We start from the raw sequence: 19,968 nt of genomic DNA, 5'->3' as shown, positions 1-19,968 counted from the left end.
TCTTGTGTATTCTTAAATTATATAACAAAATACACGCGCATGTATATCATTTTTCAGAGAGGGTTTTCCCGCGGGCGCCCCTTGCGTACTCCCGGGGCGTGCACCCCATGAATTTCCGGAAGAGCTTGGAAAAATAGGCGGGACTGGAGAACCCGCACTGCCAGGAGATGTCCGTGATGCTGTCCCTCCCCCGGGTCAGGAGGCCGATGCTCTGGCGGATCCGGTAGTGGAGGAGGTAGTCGAAGAGCGACTGATCCATATTCCGCCGGAAGAGCCGGCAGCACTCGCTCTTGCACATGTTCACGCAGCCGGAGATATCCTCCAGCGTAATGTGATCCATATAGTGCCCGTGGATGAAGGCGATGATCTGCCGGAGCCGTTCCAGCTCCCGCGTATCCCCGGAGGAGCCGGCCTCCGGATCCAGGTTGTCGAAGAGGAGGATCCAGATCCTGTAGAGTTCCGTGAGCACCCGGAGCTCATAGGAGCGGGGCGGGTTCCCGTACAGCCGCCGTATGGTCTCCAGGCAGGCGAGGACGTCCCTCTCCCAGGGGATGTCCGGGGAGAAGGGGACGGCGGGGAAGAGGAGGTTCTCCGTCAGGGGCTGGACATACTTCGTCTGCAGGAGGCTGGCCTCGTAGCCGTACAGGAGGGCCGGGCTGACCGTGACGGACAGGTAGGAGCAGTCCCCGTCTCCTGCGTGCCGGCCGGTGTGCAGCATGTTGGCGTTGCAGAAGATGCCGTCCCCCTCTTTCAGGTGATAGGTTCGGTCGTTGATCTGATAGAGGATCTCTCCGTCGAGGATCAGGGTGAATTCGATCTCCGGGTGCCAGTGGCAGGCGAAGCTCCCCATCTCGTAGGCGTCAAGCCGCTCCGGGCTGACAAGGACGGGGAACGAGTAGTCGCCGTGGGATTTGATCTCGCGTCCGTCGCCGCGCAATTCGATCTGCATAGTCTACCTCCGTGTTTTCTTCAGAAGTCTTTCGTGCATCAGGAACATCAGCACCAGGATCACAAAGAGATAGAAGGGGAAGAGGGAGATGCTGATGTGGTTCGCCAGCAGGCCGAACAGGGGCGGCATCAGGCAGGTGCCCACGTAGGCGGAAGCCATCTGCACGCCGATGATGGCCTGGGACCGGTCCGCGCCGAAAAGCGCCGGCGTGGAGTGGATGACGCAGGGATATACGGGGGCGCAGCCGAGCCCGATGATGATCAGGCCGGCCAGCGCAGCGTTCCCGCCAAGGGGCAGGAAAAAGATCAGGATGCCTGCAAGGATCAGGGCGAGGCCCAGACGGATCATCTGCGTGTCGTTGAAGCGCAGGGTGAGGAAGCCGCTCGCCGCCCGCCCGGCCGTGATGCCGATGAAGAACAGGCTGGCGAAGAAGGCGGCTGCCTCCGTGGAGACGCCCTCGTGCAGCGCCAGGTAGCTGGCCGCCCAGAGTCCGGCCGTCTGCTCCAGCGCGCAGTAGCAGAAGAAGGTGACCATGACTTCCCTGGCGCCGGGGATGGCGATGATCTGCATGAGGGAGAGGGGAACGGCGGGAGCCGGGTCCCCGGCGCCGCCGCCCTCCTCCTGCCGGGTCGCGCTGTCCCGGCCGTTTCCCGGCCTGTCCCTCCAGAGCGGCAGGCTGAGGAAGAGGATCGCCGTCAGGGCGATCTGCAGCAGGCCGATGCAGCGGTAGCCGGTATTCCAGATGCCGCCGCCGGAGAGCACGTAGCCCATGATGTAGGGACCTGCTGACGCCCCCACGCCCCACATGCAGTGGAGCCAGCTCATGTGCCGGCTGGCATAGTGGAGGGCCACATAGTTGTTGAGGGCCGCGTCCACGCTCCCCGCGCCCAGGCCGTAGGGCACTGCCCAGAAGCATAGGGGGAGGAAGGAGCGGGTGACGGAGAAGCCGAAGAGCGCGGCGGCAGTCATGGCCACGCTCACCGCGGTCACCCGGCCCGGCCCGAAGCGGAGGGTCAGCCGGTCGCTCTGGAGGCTGGAGACAATGGTGCCGCCGGCGATGATCATGGAAATGATGCCGGCGTAAGACACCGGCACCTGAAATTCCTGGTACATGGAGGGCCAGGCGGCTCCGAGGAGTCCGTCCGGAAGGCCCAGGCTGATAAAAGCAAGGTAGATGATGACTAAGAGCAGATGAAACATGTGTGGATCTTCCTTTCAGTTGTTCCCTCATATCTTACCGCACCGTCAGAGGATACGTCAATCACGGAGAGGCGGGACGGATCGTCGTAGTCTTTGCTGACCCCGTCGTCATCATAGAGGGTGTAGCTGCAGCCGCCGTCCGGGAAGGCGATGACGTCCAGGGCCGAGCTGTCCAGCGAAGCCACATTTTCCGCGGTCTTTGAAAGGGGCAGGAGATGGCCTCTGCGGACGAAGAAGATCAGCTCCTCCTCCGCCACAGGCACATAGTGGTGCCCGGCGGTCATCTTCTGACAGCGGAAGTCCTCCGGCCCGGAGGTGGTCACAAGGAGCATGTCCTCCGGCAGGTACACGTAGCGGCCGGTGGCGTTCTGCTGGCAGACGGGCGCCAGCATGAGGCTCTCCCCGAGGAGGAGCTGGTCCTCCACCTGGGCCGCCTGGGGATCCTCCGGGTAGGCGAAGGCGAGGGGCGCAAAGAGCATGTCGTCATGGAGAGCTGCCTTCATGTACTCGCTGTACAGGTAGGGCAGCAGGCAGTAGCGGAGCTTTATGATCCGCCCCAGGGCCTCCGCGTTGGAGAAGCGGTAGGCCTCCTGCTCCCTTGTGCCCATGGCGGAGTGGTTCCGCATGAGGGGTGTGAAGATGCCGAACTGGAGCCAGCGCATGGCCAGGTCCTCGGTCGTGTCCCCGCCGAAGCCGGCCAGGTCCGCCCCGGTGTACAAAAAGCCGCACATGCTCAGGGAGGGCATCATCTTTACATTCATGAGCAGGTGGGACCACCAGGACATGTTGTCGCCCTGCCAGATGCCGCCGTAGCGGTGCATGCCGATGTAGGAGGAGCGGGAGAACATGAGGATCCTTTTGTCCGGCTCCAGCTCCTCGAAGGCTTCCCCGGCGGCCCGGGTCATGTTGTAGCCGTAGAGGTTGTGGACTTTGTCGTGGCGAACCCTGGGAAGGCCATTCCCCGGCTCGTGGTAGAAGCTGCGGTAGTCCTCCGGGTTGTTGGCCAGAGTGTTCACAAGGCCGAGCAGGTGGTTGTTCTTGTCGAGATCCAGGTTCTGGCCCTTCATGGAGGCCACCTCGTCAAATACTTTGTTCAGGCGCTTCTCGGAGTAGAAGATGGCGGGCTCGTTCATGTCGTTCCAGAAGCCGTCGATGCCCATATCCAGCAGACCCTTGTACTTCAGGCCGAACCATCTCCTGGCGGCGGGGTTCAGCATGTCCGGGAAATGGGCTCTCCCGGGCCAGACAGCGCCCACGAAGGGGGCGCCGTCCTCTTCCTTGCAGAAGTAGCCCTTCTCGATGCCCTCCTCGTAGACGGAGTAGCCCTCTTCGATCTTGACGCCCGCGTCGATGATGGGGACGAGGTGGATCCCCTCCTTTTTCATGTCTGCTGCCAGACCGGTCAGATCCGGGAATTTCTCATCCGAGACCGTGAAGTCCTCGTACCGCTCCATGTAGTCGATGTCCAGGTAGATGGCGTCCAGGGGGATGCCGGCCTCCCTGTATCTCGCGGCCACCTCACGCACATCCGCCTCGTTTTGGTAGCCCCAGCGGCTCTGGCCGTAGCCGAAGGCCCACTTCGGCGGGATGTAGCTTCTGCCTATCATCTGTCGGAAGGCGCGGACGATGGAGGGGAAGCGCCCGTCCTCCGCCTCGATGAGGTAGACGTCCATGTCCCAGTCCGCAGGTGTGATGCGCAGGGTGTCCTTCCGGGTGTAGCCGATGTCAAAGGTCAGGTATCCGGGGTAGTCGATGAAAATACCGAAGGGCTGCTTTCCTCCGATCATCAGGAAATTGTGGGCCCCGTAGAGGGAGTGGGTGGTCTCCAGGTGGTGGGGGTCATCCGAGCAGTTGCTCGTGTAGGTCCAGCCCCGCTTGTTGATGCCCCGCACCTGCTCGCCCAGGCCGTAGACCGGCGCCCCCTCTTCCAGGGTGAGGACAAGGCTGCCGTCCTCTCTTGTAAAATAGGGGAGGGTGCCCTGGGATGCGGGAATGTCTTTTACGACTGCTTCGGTGGGAAATGGATTTCCAAACGTATATTTGCGGATCATATGGTTTTCTCCTTTCAATCTTCATCTGTGAAATGATGTTGGGGTCAAAAGCCCGAGGCTATGATGCCTGCGGATTGTTCCGTGCTGCGCACTCACACAATCCTGCCCGATATTCGCATATCGTGGGATATACATCCCACTTTTATGCTCATATCGGGGCGGGTCCCAAGGCCTTTCGCCTACTTATGAGCAAGCTCATGTGGGCTTAGGCCTTTTGACCCTGGCATCATTATATGCTACTATTGTATAAATGAAAAGCAGGATTTACTTGCATATTCCTAACAGTTTTTGACACAATCCTGCCCTGGAGGAGAGGATATGGAAGAAAAGAGACAATATCTGGAAAAGAACCGGCACGGCACCTCTATCTTCCCGGCGGAGTACTACCACTGCGTGTACCCGGCCGGGCTTGCAGGCCTGCCGGTCCACTGGCACGAGGAGTTCGAGGTCACCTATGTGCGCAAGGGGCGATGCACCTATCTGATTGATCTGGCGCCCTGCCAGGTACAGGAGGGGGATGTGCTGTTCCTGCCTTCCGGCGTCCTCCACGGCATTCCGGAGGGGAAGACGCGGATGCTGGAGACAGACAGCGTCGTCTTTCACCCCTCCATGCTGGGAGGGCGCGGCGACGCCTGCCAGATGAAGTACGTCGCCCCTCTGGAAAAGGGGGACGTCCGCTTCCCGGATGTGATCCGGGCCGGGGAGACAGACGGCCTGGCCGGGAAGCTGGCCGGCCTGTGCGGCAGGATGCGGGAGAGTTTCGCCGCGAAGGAGGAAGGGTACGAGCTGGAGGTGAAGGCGGCTCTGCTGGAGATCCTGCTCCTCCTCTACCGGGAAGCGCCGGCCAGGTGGCTGCGCCGGGAGAACCGGGAGGTGGTGGAGAAGCTGCGGGCCGTCCTTGGCTATATCAAGGAAAACTACCAGCGCCCCCTGAGCGTGGCGGAGCTGGCGGGGGTCTGCCACTTCAGCGAATACTATTTCATGCGGTTTTTCAGGCAGTATATGAATATGACCTGCGTGGAGTACATCAACCAGTACCGCATGGAGATCGCGGCCGGACGCCTGGCAGCCGGGCGGGAGAGCGTCACGGACATCGCCCTGGATACGGGGTTCAACAACCTTTCCTATTTTAACCGGGTGTTCCGCAGAAGCTTCGGGATGACGCCCAGGGCGTACCGGCAGGCACTGCAAAAGGAAGAGGGACAGTAGGGAACGCAATATTTTTATAATTTTCGCAATCATCATTATAGTTTTTATCTGGAAAGCCTATTATAATTATAAAAAAATGAAGAAAGGTGTATGTGGAAATGAAAGAGAAAGTGCTGAATGTCTTCAAGGAACTGTACGGCGACGGCGGGGAGATCCGTCAGTATTTTGCCCCGGGGAGGGTCAACCTCATCGGGGAGCACACGGACTACAACGGAGGCCATGTATTTCCCTGTGCGCTGACCATCGGTACATACGGGGCGGCCAGAAAGCGGTCGGACAGGAAGCTCCGTTTTTACTCCATGAATTTTGACAGGCTGGGCGTGATCGAGACAAGCCTGGACGAGCTGACGCCGGATAAGAAGGCGGGATGGACCAACTACCCGAAGGGCGTGATGTGGGCCTTCAAAGGAAGAGGATTTGAGATGGACTGCGGCCTTGACATCGTGATCTATGGGGACATCCCCAACGGATCCGGCCTTTCCTCCTCCGCCTCCCTGGAGGTGCTGACCGGGACGATCCTGAAGGATATGTACGATTTCCCGGTTTCCATGGTGGAGATCGCGCAGATCGGACAGTATTCGGAGAACAATTTCAACGGCTGCAACTGCGGGATCATGGATCAGTTTGCCAGCGCCATGGGCAAAAAGGACCATGCCATCTTCCTGGACACGAACACGCTGCAGTACGAGTATGCGCCGGTGAAGCTGGAGGACGCGAAGATCGTCATCACAAACAGCAAGGTGAAGCACAGCCTGGTGGACTCCGCTTACAACGACAGGAGAAACGAGTGCGAGCGGGCGCTGCAGGATCTGAAGAAGGTTGTGGATATCCAGACGCTGGGCGACCTGACGGAGGAGGAGTTCGAGGCCCACAAGGACGCCATCGCAGAGGACGTCTGCCGCAGAAGGGCGAAGCATGCGGTCTGCGAGAACCAGAGGACCATTCTTGCGGAGGCGGCCCTGAAGGCGGGTGATGTGGCGAAGTTCGGCGCGTACATGAACCAGTCCCACATTTCCCTGCGGGACGACTATGAGGTGTCCTGCGAGGAGATCGACGTGCTGGTGGACCTGGCCTGGAGCGTGCCCGGCGTCATCGGGTCCCGCATCACGGGCGGCGGCTTCGGCGGCTGCACGGTCAGCATCGTGAAGAACGATGCGGTGGATGCCTTCATCGATACCGTGGAGAAGGGATACCAGGAGAAATGCGGCAGGACAGCGGAATTTTACGTAGTGGAGATCGGAGACGGGGCGCACCGTCTGGCATAGGAGGGCGAAGGAATGTTGTATAAGAATATAAAGAAACTTGTGGAGTACGGGATCCGGACCGGTCTGACGCCGGCGTGCGAGCGGGTGTATGCCACCAACCTGCTGCTGGAGCTTTTTAAAGAGGATGACTTTGAGGATGTCTCCATCGGGGGGGAGGAGCTGGATCTGGAGCAGATCTTAAAGGAGCTCCTTGACGAGGCGGTGGCAAGAGGCCTTGTGGAGGACTCTGTCGTGTTCCGGGATCTCTTTGACACGAAGATGATGAACTGCCTTGTGCCGAGGCCGGCCCAGGTGCAGAAGACCTTCTGGGAGGCGTATGAGAAATCCCCGGAGGCGGCCACGGAGTATTTCTACAAGTTCAGCCAGGACAGCGACTACATCCGCCGCTACCGGGTGAAGAAGGATATGAAGTGGAAGGTGGACTCCCCCTACGGCGAGATCGACATCACCATTAACCTCTCCAAGCCGGAGAAGGACCCCAAGGCAATCGCCGCTGCGGGCGCGGCGAAGGCAAGCAGCTATCCCAAGTGCCAGCTCTGCATGGAGAACGAGGGCTACGCGGGACGGGCCAACCACCCGGCCCGGGAGACCCACCGGATCATTCCCATCACCATCAATGACAGCGGATGGGGCTTCCAGTACTCCCCCTACGTGTACTACAACGAGCACTGCATCGTGTTCAACGGGCAGCATGTGCCCATGAAGATCGACCGGGCCGCCTTTGTGAAGCTGTTCGACTTTGTGAAGCAGTTCCCCCACTACTTCCTGGGCTCCAACGCGGACCTTCCCATCGTGGGCGGCTCCATCTTAAGCCACGACCACTTCCAGGGCGGCCACTACACCTTCGCCATGGCGAAGGCGCCCATCGAGATCCCGGTGACTATCCCTGGCTATGAGGATGTGGAGGCGGGCATCGTGAAGTGGCCTCTCTCTGTCCTGCGCATCCGCCACGCGGATGAGAAGCGGCTCATCGACCTGGCGGACCATGTGCTCCAGGCATGGCGGGGATACACGGACGAGGATGCCTTCATCTACGCTGAGACAGACGGGACGCCCCACAACACCATCACCCCCATCGCCAGAAAGAAGGGGGATCTGTACGAGCTGGATCTGACCCTGCGCAACAACATCACAACGAAGGAGCATCCCCTGGGCGTGTTCCACCCCCACGCGCAGTACCACAACATCAAGAAGGAGAACATCGGCCTCATCGAGGTCATGGGCCTGGCCGTTCTCCCCTCCAGGCTGAAGGAGGAGCTGGAGATCCTGGCGGACTACATCGTGGAGGGAAAGGACATCCGCTCCAACGAGAAGATCGCCAAGCACGCGGACTGGGCGGATTCCTTCCTGCCGAAATACGACAGCATCACAAGGGACAGCGTGATGGATGTCCTGAAGGAGGAGACCGGCATTGTCTTCACCCACGTGCTGGAGGACGCGGGCGTCTACAAGTGCACGGTGGAAGGCCGCAGGGCGTTCATGCGGTTCATTGAGACGCTGTAGGCGCGGCGGACACAGCGCGCAAAGCATGTGCAAAACCGTTCCCGATATGATAGAATTGTCTCCGGAGGAATGAGACAATGAACGAAAATGAAAAGAAAAAAGACATAGCTGAGACCCTCCGGCGCGCGGAGAGATTTCAGGTCACCCTGATCGGGGAGGGCATCATAGTGGGCGGCCTGGCCGGGTTTGTCGTGCTCCTGTACCGGCTGCTCCTTGAAAATGCCGGGCGGTGGCTGAACGCCATCCTGGATCTCATAGCGGGGAAACCGCTGTGGATCGCCGGCTGGTTCGGCATTCTGATCCTCCTTGCCTTTCTGGTGGCGAAGCTGGTGGACTGGGAGCCTCTTATATCCGGCAGCGGCATCCCCCAGCTCGAGGGGGAGATGGTGGGCCGGATCAGGCAGACCTGGTGGAGGGTGCTGGCCGCCAAGTTTGCCGGCGGCTTCCTGTGCATCCTGGGCGGTCTGGCCCTCGGGCGGGAGGGCCCGTCCATCCAGCTTGGAGCCATGGCGGGGAAGGGAGTTTCCCGCTATCTGGACAGAGGCAGGACGGAGGAGAGGTACCTGCTCACCTGCGGGGCCAGCGCCGGGCTTGCGGCGGCCTTTCACGCGCCGCTGGCCGGCGTCATGTTCGCCATGGAGGAGGTGCACAGGAATTTTTCCGCCGCCGTGCTGCTGTGCGCCATGTCCTCGGCCCTGACGGCGGACTTTCTCTGTACGGCCGTGCTGGGGACGGACTCTGTCTTCCGGTTCACGCTGACGGAGGCGCTGCCGCCGGAGTACTATGGATTCCTCGTGGCGCTGGGAGTGGTGCTTGGACTGCTCGGCGTGTTCTACAACTGGTTTACCCTGAAGGTGCAGGCGCTGTACAGCAAGATCCCCCGGGCCGGGACGATGGGAAAGCTTCTCATCCCCTTCCTGGCAGCCGGCGTCCTGGGACTTGCGGCGCCGGAACTTCTTGGCGCCGGCCACAGTCTCGTGGAGGATCTGACGGCGGGCGGGATGGCGGTCGGGACCATGGCCTTCCTCCTTGCCGGCCGGTTCCTGTTTTCGGCAGTGAGCTTTGGCTCCGGCGCGCCGGGAGGCATCTTTTTCCCGCTCCTTATCATAGGAGCCTTTATCGGCGGTATCTTTACCTGGACAGGCCATGTCCTGTTCGGTCTTGACATGCTGTATCTGAACAACTTTGTGCTCCTGGCCATGGCCGGCTACTTCACGGCGATCGTGCGGGCGCCCCTCACCGGGATCATCCTGATCTTTGAGATGACCGGCACGGTGAGCCAGCTCTTCTCCCTGGGCGTGGTGTCCATCTGCGCCTACATTGTGGCGACGCTGCTGCACTCGGAGCCGATCTATGAGAGCCTCCTCGGCAACCTGCTGAAAAGGCGGGGGGAGCATGTGCCCCGGGGCGCAGGGGAAAAGATCCTGCAGGAATTTCCCGTCATGCAGGGCTCTGCGGCGGCGGACCATCTCGTGAGTGAGGTCGAGTGGCCGAAGAACTGCCTCCTCGTGTCCGTGAAGCGGGGGGAGAGGGAGCTGCTTCCAAGGGGGACCACAAGGCTCCTTCCGGGGGACAGCATCGTGGTCCTCTCCGGCGAGTACGAGGGCGCGGACGTGGCCGGCCAGATGGACCGGATCTGCGGGGAACAGATGCAGGCACATTTTTTTGAATAAATTTAAACTGAATACATAGACATATCCTTACGGTGCATGTTAAAAGAAAAGGCTTTCGCATAAAATGGATGTACGAGCGCCGGAGGTATGATGATGGATTACAAGATGCTAGGAAAAAGGCTTAAGGAAATGCGGAAGAAGAGAAAGATGTCCCAGCAGGAACTGTCCTATGAGATCGAGTATTCGATCCCGCATATCAGCCACGTGGAGAACGGGATGACGAAAGCCAGTCTGGAGTTTGTCGTGAAGGCGGCCAACGCCCTGCACACGACGACGGACCGTCTCCTGTGCGACAGCCTGGAGGGGACGGAGAGCATCTATGTAACGGAGGTGTCGGAGGAACTCAAGGACATGGATCCGGCCACCCTCAAGATCATCCGGCGGATGGTGCGCGACATGAAGGATAACCTGGAGGAGAACATGCAGTCATGATGAGGGCGGGAGAGTACGGCGGCGTCGGGCCAAGGATCCGGGCGCTGCGGCTGGAAAAGAATATGACGCAGAGACAGCTTGCGGACAAGGTAGGGGTGGACAGGACATCCCTTTCTTCATATGAAAATAACAAGCGGGTGCCGGATCTGTTTATCCTCTGCAGTCTGGCGGATATATTCGGGATCAGCCTGGATGAACTGGTCGGACGGACCGGGGCAGGAGGAAAGTTTTAGCGCAGTGATGCAAAACAGCCCGCAGTATGCTATACTTTTAGAAAAGTGAGCAGACAGGGAGGGCGGGACTATGTTTTTCAGGGAACGGTGCAGTCTGTGCGACGGGAAGCTGGACAGCCATAACATCTGTACAGAATGCGGACTTGACAACAGTAAATCAGAGAAACACTACCGGATCAACCAGAGCAGTTGCGACGGGCAGCCGCTCACCCATGTGCACAGCTCCGAATCTTTCAGCGAGGCCGCGCCCCGGAAAGCGCAGCGCATGCCGGAGCAGTCCGGGCGCCAGTACGCGCAGTCCTGGCCGGCGTCCAGAAAGCCGCGGAAAAAGGAGCGGACATACAACACCTATGTGGAGGGGGAGAAGCGGGCGAGGAGCAGCCGTCTCGTCAAAGTGGTGGTGATCGTTGTGATCGCGACGGCGGCCGTCTCCATTGTGCCGGCTCTGGCCGGGATCTTCTCAGACCGGGAGGAGTACGCTTATGAGGCGTATGAGGACAGCTACGGAGAGGAGATATACGATGACTACGAGTATGATCCCTACGCCTATGTGACCAGGGAGATCCCGGCGGAGGGGGAGAGCTACTCCCACCAGTTCGGCCAGGGGGATTACATCGTGGGCACGCACATCCCCGAGGGCACCTACACGGTGGAGACGACAGATGGCAGCTATATGTCCCTGTCCGTAGACGACTATGAGAACGGGGTTTACCTGTACGAATCCCTGGATGAGGACACAAAGAAGGTGGAGGACATCCGCCTGTATGCAGGCGCTTCCGTGTCGTTCCTGGGCGACGGCTACCTCACCCTCTCCGCGCAGAACGCCCAGACAGGCAGCATGGAAGGGCAGCCCAACCCGCTGACGGAGACGGTGGACGTGGCAGGCGGCCAGACCCTGACAGCCGGGGAGGATTTTCCGGCCGGCGTGTATGACATCATCGTGGTCTCCGGTTACGGGGCCCCGGATGTGACGGTCTACGATGAGAGCGGCAGCGAGATCGGGTATCTGTATCCCTGGATCTCCGACTCGTCGGAGCCGGAGAGGACCTACCGGAACGCGGTGCTTCCGGAGGGGGCCGTATTTGCCAATGAGGACGAGGATCTGGAACTTCAGCTTGTGCCAAGTGAAACTATTGCATCCGAGGACTATCTGCGGTATTATACATAGTAAATGCTGACGAATGTTGGAGGCGGCTGCGCCGGTACCAGTTGTACGGCGCGGCCGCCTTATTGTCTGCTTAGGGAAAATGAGAGACTGAGGAGAGATAGAAATGACAGAGAAAAACGGAGCTGCAACAAGAGACTGGTGGAATTCCAGGCTGGGCTTTATCCTGGCCTGCGTCGGTTCCGCCGTTGGGATGGGCAATATCTGGCTCTTCCCCTACCGCATGGCGACGTACGGGGGATCCTTCCTCCTTGTGTACCTGGTGTTCGACGTGCTGCTGGGCTTTTCCGGCGTGGTGGGGGAGATGAGTTTCGGGCGTGCCGTCCGCTCCGGTCCGGTGGAGGCCTTCGGGACAGCCTGCGCCTCCAGGGGCGAAGGAAAGCGCAGGCTGGGCCGGCTCATCGGCGGCATCCCCATGTTGGGGGCGCTGGCCATGGCCATCGGCTACTCGGTGGTAGTGAGCTGGATCGTGAAATACGTGATCGGGAGCGTATCGGGGTCTGTGCTGCAGTTTGACAGCATGGACGGATTCGCCGCGGCCTTCGGCAGCATGGCGTCCGCCTTCGGCAACAACCTCTGGCTGTTCGTGGCTCTCGCGGTCACGTTCGTCATCATGGCCATGGGGATCAGCAGCGGCATCGAGCGGGCGAACAAGATCATGATCCCTGTGTTCTACGCGCTGTTCATCGGTCTGGCGGTCTACGTGGCGCTGCAGCCGGGCGCTGCGGACGGGTACAGGTGGATGTTCACCATCCGGCCGGAGGCGTTCAAAGACCCGATGCTCTACGCCTTTGCACTGGGACAGTCCTTTTTCTCCCTCTCTCTTGCCGGCAACGGGACGATCATCTACGGCTCCTACCTGTCGGACAAGGAGGATACGGTCAGCTCCGCGATCACCGTGGCCATCTGTGACACGTGCGCGGCCATGCTGGCGGCGCTTGTCATCATCCCCGCCATGGCCACCACCGGGGCGGTGCTCTCCGAGAGCGGGCCGGGACTTATGTTCATCTCCCTGCCCTACCTGTTCTCCGGGATGCCGGGCGGGCAGATCGTCATGTTCATCTTTTTCCTGGCCGCCCTCTTTGCCGGCCTGACCTCCCTGGTCAACCTCTACGAGGCGCCGGTGGCGACCCTGCAGGACAATCTAAAGTTCAGCCGGTCCGGGGCGGTGGCTGTCATCGCCGTGATCGGCGCGGCGGTGTCCGTCTGCATCCAGGGGATCGTGTCCCAGTGGATGGACTTTGTCTCCATCTATATCTGTCCCCTGGGAGCCGGACTTGCCGGCATCATGTTTGCCTGGGTGTGGGGGAGAAAGGCCGTGGAGGACGCCGTGTCCACAGGGCGGAAGCGGCCCATCGGGAGATGGTTCTACCCGCTCTACAAATACATATTCTGCATCCTGACCCTTGCCGTGTTCATCCTGGGGGCGGTCAACGGGGGGATCGGCTAAGGCCGTTCCCCCCTTCCGTCCCCAGGATTTTTCTGCTCTTTTAATTTAATCAAATTAAGAAAAACGACTAAATTAAAAACGGGCGGACCACTTCCATTTGGCTGCGCTGATGCTATAATCAGGATAGGGAAAGGGGGCAGACAGCACAGGACCTTCCATGATCTGCCCTGAGAAGATAAAATTCTTATAAACTTCCCTTTTCAGATAGTACAATCCCCCCTCCAGGTGTTATAATGACACTATATAGGCAAGAGCTTGTCGGTTCGTATCAGGAGGGTGCGTATATGGCGGAATTTGTGTCCCTTAGGGATGTAAAAAAGATCTATCACATGGGTGAAGTCGATATCGCTGCGGCCAACGGCATATCGTTCGAAATAAAGAAGGGCGAGTTCGCCGTGGTCGTGGGTCCCAGCGGCGCCGGCAAGACGACGGTGCTCAACATCCTGGGAGGGATGGACACCGCCACGGACGGCGAGGTCTGGATCGACGGGCAGGACATCACGAAGTACAGGGGGAAAGAACTGACCGCCTACCGGCGGGACGACATTGGCTTCGTGTTCCAGTTCTACAACCTGATCCCGAACCTGACCGCCCTGGAGAACGTGGAGCTGGCGCTCCAGATCTGTAAGGACCCGCTGGATGCCCGCGAGGTCATGGAGCACGTGGGGCTGGGGGAGAGACTGGACAACTTCCCGGCGCAGCTCTCGGGCGGGGAGCAGCAGCGGGTCTCCATCGCCAGGGCGCTGGCAAAGAATCCCAAGCTCCTCTTGTGCGACGAGCCGACAGGCGCGCTGGACTACAATACAGGAAAGGCGATCCTGAAACTGCTGCAGGACACCTGCCGTCAGAGGGGGATGACGGTGATCCTGATCACGCACAATTCAGCCATCGCACCGATGGCGGACCGGATCATCCGGATCAAGAACGGCCGGGCGGAGAAGATCGAGATCAATCCGAAGCCCGTGCCGGTGGAAACGATAGAATGGTAGGGGTTGTATGAAGAAACACATGTTGCGCAGGGACTTCTTTGTGGAGATCAGGAAGTCGCGGGGGCGGTTTATCTCCATCTTTCTCATCGTGGCCCTCGGAGTCGCGTTTTATTCCGGCATCCGGGCCTCGGAGCCTTCCATGCGTATCTCCGGGGATGCCTACTTCGACAAGGAGCATCTCATGGATGTGAAGGTCACGAGCACGCTGGGCCTGACGGATGAGGACGTGGAGGTCATAGAGGACGTGGACGGCATTGAGCTGGCGGAAGGCAGCTACAGTATGGATGCGCTCTGCGAGACGGACGAGACGGAGCAGGTGGTCCATGTGATGGCCATGCAGGATGCGTTTAACGACGTCCAGGTGAGCGAGGGACGCCTGCCCGAAGGGGAGGGGGAATGCCTCATTGACGAGGAATTCGCGCTCCTGACCGGCTACGGCGTGGGGGATGCGATCACCCTGTCCTCCGGCAATGAGGACGCCCTTTCCGACAGCCTGAGGACGGACCGGTTTGAGATCGTGGGCGTGGGGAACAGCCCGCTCTATATCTCTTTTGGAAGAGGGAGCAGCACCATCGGGAACGGGGAGATCAGCGGGTTCCTGGCTGTGGACCGGTCTTCTTTTTGCATGGATGTCTACTCGGAGATCTACGTGCGGGTGGACGGCGCGGCGGAAGAGACCGCGTTTACAGACGGCTATACGGATCTCACAGACGCGGCGGTGGACGCGCTGGAGGCGATCGAGGACGAGCGGTGTGAGGCCAGGCGGGACGAGATCGTAGGCGAGGCCCAGGAGGAGCTTGACGACGCCCAGGCTACCGTGGACGAGGAGAGCCGGACGCTGGAGGACGCAAAGCAGGAGCTGGCGGACGGGAAGGAGCAGATGGCCCGGGAACTGGCTGACGCCAGAAAGAAACTGGAGGACGGGGAGGCCCAGCTTGCCGCCGCCCGGCAGCAGATCGCGGACGGGGAGGCCCAGCTTGCCGCCGGCAAGGAGGAGCTTGCAGCCCAGCAGGCCGCCCTGGACAGCGGAAGAGCCCAGTATGAGAGCGGCCTGGCCCAGCTGGAGCAGCAGGCGGCCAGGCTGGAGAGCGCAGAGGCGGCATACCAGGACCAGTATGCCCAGCAGATGCCGCTGATCGAGCAGGGGAAGGAAGAGATCGCTGCCGGCAAAGAGACGATCCAGGCCAAAAAGGACGAGATCGCCGCCAACCGGGAGTTAGTCCAGACAGGGCTTGCGCCTCTTACAGAGGCCTCCGATACACTGGCGGGCATAGAGACCCGCCTGGCGGAGATCAGACAGGCGCTGGAGGAGGGCACTGCGAAATTTGACGAGCTTTCAAATCTGCCGCCGGAGGAACTGACCCCGGAGCAGGCGGAGTTCCTGGAGGCCTGGCAGGGACAGGCGGACGGCCTTGCGGCTGAAAAGGCAGGGCTGGAACAGACGAAGGAAGCTGTCTGGGCCGGACTTCAGGGGGCGGGGATCGAAGATGCTGACGCCCTGCAGGCCCAGATCGGGAAACTGAACGCCGACCTGGCCAAGATCGATGCGGGCGAGCAGGAGCTGCTGGCAGAGGAGCAGACGCTGCTGGCAAAGGAGCAGGAGCTGCTGGCAGGGGAGCAGGCCCTTGCAGACGCCGGGCAGCAGATCGCGGACGGCAAAGCCCAGATCGAGGCCGGCCGGCAGACGCTGGCGGCAACGAAGCAGCAGATCACGGCCGGGCAGGCCCAGGTCGATGCGGCGTGGGCCATGATCGCGGGGCAGGAGAGCCAGCTTGCCAGCGGGAAGGCGGAGCTTGCCGCCGGCGAACAGGAACTGGCCTCCGGCTGGTCTGACTACGAGCAGGGCGCCGCAGACGCGGCGCAGGAGATCGAAGATGCCCAGGCGCAGATCGACGACGGAGAACGGCAGCTGGAGGATGCAAGGGCCGAGATCGCAGAGGCCCAGGCTGAGATCGACAAGATCGAACACCCGAAGTGGTACATCCAGGACCGGAGCGCGGCCATGCCGGAGTATGACGGATACGGGGACAACGCGGACCGGATGCGGGCCATCGGGCAGGTGTTCCCGGCGGTGTTCTTCCTGGTGGCGGCCCTCATCAGCCTCACAGCCATGACGCGGATGGTGGAGGAGCAGCGGATCCAGATCGGCACACTGAAGGCCCTCGGCTACAGCAAGCCGGCCATCGCGGGAAAATACATAGCCTACGCCCTGTCGGCCACCTTCGGCGGCAGCGTGGTGGGCGTGCTCTTTGGGGAGAAGGTATTCCCCTGGATCATCATATATGCCTATAAGATCATGTACCAGCACATCCCGGATATCATCGTGCCCTACCACATGAGCTACGCGGTGCAGGCCACCCTGATCGCGGTGCTGTGCATCCTGGCTGCGACCCTGTTCTCCTGCTACCATGAGCTGGCCGCCGTCCCGGCGCAACTGATGCGCCCGCCGGCGCCGAAGCAGGGGCAGCGGATCCTGCTGGAGCGTGTGAAGTTCATCTGGAACCACCTGAACTTCTCCTGGAAATCCTCCATCCGCAACCTGGTGCGGTACAAGAAGCGGTTCTTCATGACTGTGTTCGGCATCGGCGGCTGCATGGCCCTGATGGTCGTTGGCTTCGGCCTCAAGGACTGCATCTTCGTCATCCCGGAGCTGCAGTATGACGGCATCCAGACCTACGACGCCGCCGTCTATTTTGACGCAGGCCTGTCCGGGGAGGACAAGGAGGAGATCGCTAAGGACGTGGCGGACGAGCCGGCCGTGGCCGATGAACTGCTGGTGCGGATGCAGAACCTGGAAGTGACGGCAGGAAATGAGGAGCTGGAAGTCTACCTGACCGTGCCGGCTGACCTGGACAGCGTGGATAAATTCCTGGATTTCCACAGCAGGACGGAGCCGGAGACATACTCCCTGGAGGAGGACCGGGCGATCCTCACGGAGAAGGCGGCGGACGTGCTGGGCGTGAGCGTGGGGGATACGGTGACCTTCGAGGACGATGAGCTCGGTGAGAAGGAAGTGACCATTGGCGCGATCTGCGAGAACTACATGGGACATTACCTCTACCTTGCGCCGGACTATTACGATGAACTGTTTGGGAAGCAGGCTTCCTGGAACGGTGTGCTCTTCCGCGTGGAGGAGGGCAGGGAGGACAGGACCGAGTCCGTGGGCGGACAGCTGCTGGAGAACGACAACGTGCTGAACGTGACCTACACGTCCAGCATCGAAGACCAGCTGGACGACATGCTGCGGAGTCTGAACCTCGTCATCGTGGTGCTGATCATCTCCGCAGGCATGCTGGCCTTCATCGTGCTCTACAACCTGAACACCATCAACATCACGGAGCGGAAGCGGGAGCTGGCCACCATCAAAGTGCTCGGCTTCTATGATACGGAGGTGGCGGCCTACGTCTACCGGGAGAATGTGCTCCTGACGCTGATCGGGGCTCTGGCCGGCATGGCGCTCGGGTGGGTGCTTTTGCAGTTTGTCATCGTGACCGTGGAGGTGGACGACGTCATGTTCGGCAGGGTGATCCATCTGACAAGCTACCTGTACAGCTTCCTCTTTACCCTTGGTTTCTCCATGTTCGTCAACTGGGTGATGTACTTTAAGCTCAAGAAGATTGACATGGTGGAGTCCTTAAAGAGCGTGGAATAGGATTATTAGCACTCATTTCAAATGAGTGCTAATTTTTTATTGACATTTGCAAAACGGGGTATTATCATATCATGCAGAGGGTGTGGGTTTTTGCCCGCACAAAACAGACTGGAGATTAAGGAGTGATATAAATGGAAACAAAAAAAGGAAGCCTGTCCATCAGCAGCGAGAATATTTTCCCGATCATCAAGAAATGGGTCTACTCAGACCATGACATCTTTGCCCGTGAGATGGTCTCCAACGGATGCGACGCCATCACCAAGCTGAAGAAGCTGGATATGATGGGAGAGTATCAGCTCCCGGACGACTACAAACCGCAGATCCACGTGGTTGTCAATCCGGAGGAGAAGACGCTGAAGTTCATCGACAACGGCCTCGGCATGACGGCTGACGAGGTGGAGGAGTACATCACCCAGATCGCCTTTTCCGGCGCTACGGAGTTCTTGGAGAAATATAAGGACAAGACGACAGAGGATGATATGATCGGCCACTTCGGACTGGGCTTTTACTCCGCCTTCATGGTGGCGGACGAGGTGCATATCGACACACTCTCCTACAGGGAGGGGGCCGCGCCGGTGCACTGGGCAAGCGACGGCGGCACGGAGTACGAGATGTCCGACGGGGACCGGCAGGAAGTGGGATCCACCATGACCCTGTTCCTCAACGAGGACAGCCTGCAGTTTGCAAATGAATACAAGATGCGCGAAGTGCTGGAGAAGTACTGCTCCTTCATGCCGGTGGAGATCTACCTGGAGAAGGCGAACGCCGAGCAGGAGTATGAGACCATCGACGAGGCGGATCTCCGGGACGACGACGTGATCGTGGAGCGCATCCACGAGGACGCGAAGATGGAGGAGAAGGAGAACGACAAGGGCGAGAAGGAGATGGTGGAAGTCTCCCCGGCAAAAGACAGGGTGAAGATCAACAAGCGCCCCGTCCCGGTCAACGACACCCACCCGCTCTGGACGAAGCACCCCAGCGAGTGCTCGAAGGAGGACTACATTGAGTTTTACCGCAAGGTATTCCTGGACTACAAGGAGCCCCTGTTCTGGATCCATCTGAACATGGATTACCCGTTCAACCTGAAGGGAATCCTGTATTTCCCGAAGATCAACACAGAGTACGACTCCATCGAGGGCACCATCAAGCTGTACAACAACCAGGTGTTCATCGCGGACAATATCAAGGAGGTCATCCCCGAGTTCCTGATGGTATTAAAGGGCGTCATCGACTGCCCGGACCTGCCCCTGAACGTATCCAGGAGCGCCCTGCAGAACGACGGGTTCGTGAACAAGATCGCGGACTACATCTCCAAGAAGGTGGCGGACAAGCTGAGCGGCATGTGCAAGACCGACAAGGAGAACTACGAGAAATACTGGGATGACATCAGCCCCTTCATCAAGTTCGGCTGCCTCAAGGACGAGAAGTTCTGCGACAAGATGATGGACTATATCCTCTTTAAGAACCTGGACCACAAGTACCTGACGCTGAAAGAGTGCGTGGAGGAGAACGGCGGCACCCTCATCGATCCCAAGGCTGAGAAGGAAGAGCCGAAGGAGGGAGAGGAGAAGAAAGAGGAACAGAAGACGACGGTCTACTACGTGACGGACGAGCAGCAGCAGAGCCAGTACATCAACCTGTTCAGGAGCCAGGGACAGGACGCGGTGATCTTAAGCCACAACATCGACTCCCCGTTCATCACCCAGCTTGAGCAGAGGAATCCGAACCTCCAGTTCCAGCGCATTGACGCGGACATCACGGACAATGCCAAGGAGGAAGTGAAAGAGGAGGACAAGGAGGCCTTCCAGAAGACGACGGACAGCCTGGTGGAGACATTCCGCAAGGTGATGGAGAATGACAAGCTGGATGTGAAGGTGGAGAAGCTCAAAGACGAAAAGGTGGCCTCCGTGATCACCCTGTCCGAGCAGAACCGGCGCATGCAGGAGATGATGCGGATGTACGGCATGGCAGGGATGGATCCGGCCATGTTCGGAAGCGAGGTCACGCTGACCCTGAATGCGAACCATCCCCTTGTGCAGTATGTGGCGGAGCACGGCGACAGCGAGAACACGCCGGTGATCTGCAGACAACTCTACGACATGGCCATGCTGGCCCACAAGCCGCTGACGCCGGAGGAGATGACAGCCTTCGTGCAGCGGAGCAACGACATCATGATGCTGCTCACGAAATAAGACAA

Annotated in this window: 14 protein-coding genes; 11 read left to right on the top strand and 3 right to left on the bottom strand. The window is 59.8% G+C overall.

The window, feature by feature from the left end; translation table 11 throughout:
* Window positions 1-46 precede the first annotated feature (46 nt).
* Genes H6A20_RS07525 through H6A20_RS07515 form a run of 3 tightly spaced genes read right to left on the bottom strand, consistent with a single transcriptional unit; the run spans window position 47 to window position 4,200 of the window.
* On the bottom strand, window positions 47-949 hold the full coding sequence (locus H6A20_RS07525; protein WP_204906521.1) for a helix-turn-helix transcriptional regulator: 903 nt from the start codon (window positions 947-949) through the stop codon (window positions 47-49).
* Between the two features lie 3 nt (window positions 950-952).
* On the bottom strand, window positions 953-2,149 hold the full coding sequence (locus tag H6A20_RS07520; protein WP_204906520.1) for an MFS transporter: 1,197 nt from the start codon (window positions 2,147-2,149) through the stop codon (window positions 953-955).
* Complete coding sequence (locus H6A20_RS07515) at window positions 2,131-4,200, bottom strand: TIM-barrel domain-containing protein (RefSeq protein WP_204906519.1); 2,070 nt, start codon at window positions 4,198-4,200, stop codon at window positions 2,131-2,133. The genes H6A20_RS07520 and H6A20_RS07515 overlap by 19 nt, the downstream gene beginning before the upstream one ends.
* A 318-nt stretch (window positions 4,201-4,518) precedes the next feature.
* On the opposite strand from H6A20_RS07515, the gene H6A20_RS07510 reads away from it, so the two are divergent.
* From H6A20_RS07510 to htpG, 11 genes are all read left to right on the top strand, one after another.
* Window positions 4,519-5,409 carry an AraC family transcriptional regulator gene (locus tag H6A20_RS07510; RefSeq protein ID WP_204906518.1) on the top strand — a complete coding sequence of 297 codons (891 nt, stop codon included), beginning with the start codon at window positions 4,519-4,521 and terminating at the stop codon, window positions 5,407-5,409.
* Window positions 5,410-5,507: 98 nt separating this feature from the next.
* The gene (locus H6A20_RS07505) at window positions 5,508-6,674 is read left to right on the top strand and encodes a galactokinase (protein ID WP_204906517.1); all 1,167 of its coding nucleotides are present in this window, start codon (window positions 5,508-5,510) and stop codon (window positions 6,672-6,674) included.
* Between the two features lie 12 nt (window positions 6,675-6,686).
* Window positions 6,687-8,177 (top strand): UDP-glucose--hexose-1-phosphate uridylyltransferase, encoded by a 1,491-nt coding sequence (gene galT, locus H6A20_RS07500; protein WP_204906516.1) that lies wholly within the window; start codon window positions 6,687-6,689, stop codon window positions 8,175-8,177.
* 77 nt (window positions 8,178-8,254) lie between these two features.
* Window positions 8,255-9,850, top strand: coding sequence for a ClC family H(+)/Cl(-) exchange transporter (locus H6A20_RS07495; RefSeq protein ID WP_204906515.1), 1,596 nt, complete (start codon window positions 8,255-8,257; stop codon window positions 9,848-9,850).
* Between the two features lie 93 nt (window positions 9,851-9,943).
* Window positions 9,944-10,282: a helix-turn-helix domain-containing protein gene (locus H6A20_RS07490; RefSeq protein WP_204906514.1), complete on the top strand. Its 339-nt coding sequence runs from the start codon at window positions 9,944-9,946 to the stop codon at window positions 10,280-10,282.
* A complete protein-coding gene (locus H6A20_RS07485) occupies window positions 10,279-10,515 on the top strand; it encodes a helix-turn-helix domain-containing protein (protein WP_243426166.1) in 237 nt (78 codons plus the stop codon). Before H6A20_RS07490 ends, H6A20_RS07485 begins: the two co-directional genes overlap by 4 nt.
* Before the next feature lie 70 nt (window positions 10,516-10,585).
* The gene (locus H6A20_RS07480; RefSeq protein ID WP_204906513.1) at window positions 10,586-11,683 is read left to right on the top strand and encodes a hypothetical protein; all 1,098 of its coding nucleotides are present in this window, start codon (window positions 10,586-10,588) and stop codon (window positions 11,681-11,683) included.
* Window positions 11,684-11,786: 103 nt separating this feature from the next.
* Window positions 11,787-13,130 (top strand): sodium-dependent transporter, encoded by a 1,344-nt coding sequence (locus H6A20_RS07475; RefSeq protein WP_204906512.1) that lies wholly within the window; start codon window positions 11,787-11,789, stop codon window positions 13,128-13,130.
* Between the two features lie 284 nt (window positions 13,131-13,414).
* Window positions 13,415-14,119 (top strand): ABC transporter ATP-binding protein, encoded by a 705-nt coding sequence (locus tag H6A20_RS07470; RefSeq protein WP_204906511.1) that lies wholly within the window; start codon window positions 13,415-13,417, stop codon window positions 14,117-14,119.
* A gap of 40 nt (window positions 14,120-14,159) precedes the next feature.
* A complete protein-coding gene (locus tag H6A20_RS07465; RefSeq protein WP_338106632.1) occupies window positions 14,160-17,771 on the top strand; it encodes an FtsX-like permease family protein in 3,612 nt (1,203 codons plus the stop codon).
* 131 nt (window positions 17,772-17,902) lie between these two features.
* A complete protein-coding gene (gene htpG / locus H6A20_RS07460; protein ID WP_204906509.1) occupies window positions 17,903-19,963 on the top strand; it encodes a molecular chaperone HtpG in 2,061 nt (686 codons plus the stop codon).
* Window positions 19,964-19,968 lie beyond the last annotated feature (5 nt).

This window comes from Mordavella massiliensis, assembly GCF_016901695.1.
Taxonomy (GTDB): Bacteria; Bacillota; Clostridia; order Lachnospirales; family Lachnospiraceae; genus Claveliimonas; species Claveliimonas massiliensis_A.
Note: the sequence above shows the minus strand (reverse complement) of the source record. Positions and strands in the feature narration are given on the sequence as shown.